The sequence below is a fragment of the Marinagarivorans sp. genome, from assembly GCF_982758155.1.
In genome coordinates, this window is sequence record NZ_CEXWTU010000345.1 from 1 (window position 1) to 3,589 (window position 3,589).

General features: G+C 44.6%; 2 protein-coding genes. One reads left to right on the plus strand and one right to left on the minus strand.

The annotated features are described in order from the left end of the window. Positions 1 to 535: 535 nt before the first annotated feature. The gene (locus AC3A8L_RS20600; RefSeq protein ID WP_487964153.1) at positions 536 to 1,405 is read left to right on the plus strand and encodes a bifunctional helix-turn-helix domain-containing protein/methylated-DNA--[protein]-cysteine S-methyltransferase; all 870 of its coding nucleotides are present in this window, start codon (positions 536 to 538) and stop codon (positions 1,403 to 1,405) included. 37 nt (positions 1,406 to 1,442) lie between these two features. Here the strand turns inward: AC3A8L_RS20600 and AC3A8L_RS20605 are convergent, their stop codons facing one another. Then, positions 1,443 to 3,392, minus strand: coding sequence for a hypothetical protein (locus AC3A8L_RS20605; protein ID WP_487964154.1), 1,950 nt, complete (start codon positions 3,390 to 3,392; stop codon positions 1,443 to 1,445). Between the last annotated feature and the right edge of the window lie 197 nt (positions 3,393 to 3,589).

The window sequence follows — 3,589 nt, forward strand, 5'->3', positions numbered from 1 at the left end:
CGTACAAATCGATGTACCAAACCGATAGCGGCGAAATTATTTTGCGCGGCATTGGTAGTTATAGTTTTTAATTAAACACCTAAGCGAAAACGATAAAACGGGGCCAATTTGGCCCCGTTTTTATTGGTTATCTACCGCGATAAAACGCCATAAAACGACATAAAACATAACCTGACACTACAAGCCTCTCCATCAACTACGATTTTGACAATCAGCTCAACATCGCATAGCCCAAACCTGCCAAACTCTTGATAATTCTAACCCAATACTGACTCTACCGCCGCCCTCACCGGCTATTCGAGAATAGAGTTATCCCGTCATTTTTCAACAATACCAGAACACTTGAAAGGTAAAACTGTAGATTTGAATTTACTCAATTACATATTAAAGTCAGCAGTCTTAAACGGCGCATAACGTAGCATTGCCCCTCTACCAACAAACAGCAGACATTAAACCCGCATGTTTCGGGTCGCGTTTTATACATACGCGGCTTATATTACACCGCACCAAACTATCGACTAAAGGCACCCCAGCAATGCATCCCCCCCCTGCCACGCCAAAGCCTGCGAATCACTATGCCAAAATAGCCATGGCGATTGACTATATTCAGCAAAACTTCACCCGCCAACCCTCACTCGAAGAAATTGCCGCAGCAGTACATTTAAGCCCGCAACATTTACAAAGGGTATTTTGCGAATGGGCTGGCGTTAGCCCTAAGAAATTTACTCAGTTCCTTAGCGTTGAATACGCCAAACACATTCTTCAAGATAGGCGCCTTTCACTACAAGCCGCATCACACCAGCTAGGTTTGTCTGGCAGTAGTCGGTTACACGATTTATTCGTCAATATCGAAGGCATGACACCAGGAGAGTTTCGCCAAGGCGGTTGCGCGCTCACCATTAACCACCAATTAACGCAAACGCCCTTTGGCCCCGTGGTAGTAGCATCGACAAGTAAGGGGGTTTGTTACATGGCCTTTGAAGACAAAGAGAATACCGCTTTCAGCCGACTCACCCATACCTTTCCCAAAGCGAACTTTCAGGAAAAAACCGATAGTTTACAAACCTCGGCATTAACAATATTCAAACAAAATTGGAACGAGCAACAAGCGATTAAACTCCACTTACGGGGTACTGAATTTCAATTAAAAGTATGGCAAAGTTTGTTAAAAATTCCTACAAGCCAGTTAAGCACCTACGGTGACATCGCACAGTCGATACAAAAACCCACTGCTGCACGCGCCGTTGGCACCGCCATAGGCAGTAACCCCATTGCATTCTTAATCCCCTGTCACCGCGTTATTCAAAATAGCGGTAAGCTTGGAGGTTACATGTGGGGTACGACGCGTAAATCAGCCATCATCGGCTGGGAAGCCGCCATAAAAAAAGCCCAACCTACTGAATAGCAGGTTGGGCTAAACTCACATCCCTTTTGATAAAAATTTAATACCCGCTAAATACCGTACTCACCTCTCCGGTTTGTAATGAGACAGCATGAATATTCCGGTAAAAATAAGGCGGAGCAGAAAACGTGTTTTCCTCCACAAGCACAGCGCTCTCGGGCAGAACAACATTTATTGCACTGAGATAAGCAATATTAGCGCGGGTATCAACGGTAATATCGTAAGGCACGCCGTTAATACACGTTTTGGGATAGGCCGCTACGAAATGAGTAACTACTGGGAGCGTTAGTAATGCCTGTGTATCGCAAGCTGTGATTGCGCGATACTGCGAGCCCTGCGTAAACTCTACAATATCCCCATAGACATACCCACCCTCAACGCCTGAATCAGCCAAGCCCGCGATACCGACTATCAATTTACCAAAGTCATTTTCTTGCGCAATGTAATCTACGTCGCTAGCGCCTTGCCATAAAGAAAATCCATTAACACTATAGTCTTCGACAAGCACACCGCTTTCACTGCTTTTAATAAATAATTCTTGCTCATAAAAATTAAACTGGAAAACTTTTTGATCTTCTGCGTCTGAAAAATAGAAATCCTCGGTGCCAGAAAGGCCGTCAGGATCATTAAAATAGAGAAGCGTAGCAGCCAAAGTTTCCACGTCAAAATCAAGCACAATATTAGTAATTTCAAAAAATGAGCTCGAGGGTACTGGCTCGCCAGCAGTTGGCGTGCCTACATCTATGACCGAGGCCCCACCGCCAACACCATACAGATTGATTATGAAACTGTTTTTATTATTATTAAATTCTGCAGTAAAAAAACCTAGATTTAAAGTCTCCGAAATTTCCGTTAATTCAACATGGGTCTTTGAACCTTCGGTGAGATTGACAGTTGTTAAGGTCCAGCCCAAATTAACCCTAAGGTTATCCTCTGGGACACCTGATGGACTAAAAGGCACGCTAGGGCTATTTGGCGGTATAGCGCTAGTAGACTCGCCACTTATTGCTAGCCCACCGAACGCATACAATATTTCAGAATAGTTAAAGGGTGTACTTTGTTGCTGTAATAGATACAAGGTTTCCTGGTTTTTACTCACACCAAAATACGAAATGGTATTCTCATCTGTTTGCCAAAGCGGCGCAGTAACGCCAGTATCGAGATTGCGCGTATACACAGTACTGCCTTGCATGTAATACAATTTACGTGCGGCTATATCCAATTGGTGCCCGGCTTGCAATTGCCCCTCAGACGACTGCCCTTCCAGAGTAAAGCGGTTCACATTCAAAACGTAATCATTAACCGGATAAGCATCGCCATTCGTGTAAGCCACTTCACCTGTGATACTAATAGCACCCGACGGTAAGTTAAAATCACCTTGCCATGTGTACCCATCACCACCAAGGGTTAGCGACAATACGGTTTCTGCGGCCGTTAATGTCACCGAGGCAATGGCGCTATCTGCATCCGATGCCGCATTCAATAATCCATTAAAAAGCACTGTTACCGGCTCACCTTCCAATAGGTTGATAGAACTATTATTAGGCGGAAAGGTAATATTTAAAGCGGAGGATTGTAGCGGCCAATCAAAATTAACTGACAACTGCAATAGGGTTGCCCCACCTTGCCCATCATAAGCCGCCAAATCTAACTGAATATTTTCAGGGATCTTAGGTTCTGTATAAGCCGGAATAAATAGCTCGCCAGTACTTGAATCAAAAGTCCATCCTAATGGCAACGTACTCGCGGTGCCGTAGGTAACCGTATCACCATCGGCATCGGTTGCCGTTGCCGTATATATCAAACCTCCGGCGGGCGATTGAACAACAACTTCAGCACTTGATGTCCATTCAGGTAATGCATTACCGGTACAACCCGCAAGCAACCCACTGACTACACCCGCGAACATCACTACCGAAGCAGACTTAAACGTCGGATACAACAGCGTATACGCTACAGAGTTCTTATTGATTCCATGACTACCCACCATAACATCACCCTCAAAAGTATGAATATGAGCGCAATTATAGAAACCTGCCCCTTAACATTCCTATGCGTAAAACTACGTAGTTAGTCGCTAGTATCGATTAGATCACATTGAAAGTAGGCCTTTAGGAGCGACGAATTAAACCATTAGGGGCGAGGCAATAATAGTTTGTCCAATTAGACGAAGGCGCCTGTTTTCTC

Bases quoted from the DNA above. Each gene is read 5' to 3' on its own strand.
- AC3A8L_RS20600 (WP_487964153.1), top strand. From the start codon at position 536: ATGCATCCCCCCCCTGCCACGCCAAAGCCTGCGAATCACTATGCCAAA.
- AC3A8L_RS20605 (WP_487964154.1), bottom strand. From the start codon at position 3,392: ATGGTGGGTAGTCATGGAATCAATAAGAACTCTGTAGCGTATACGCTG.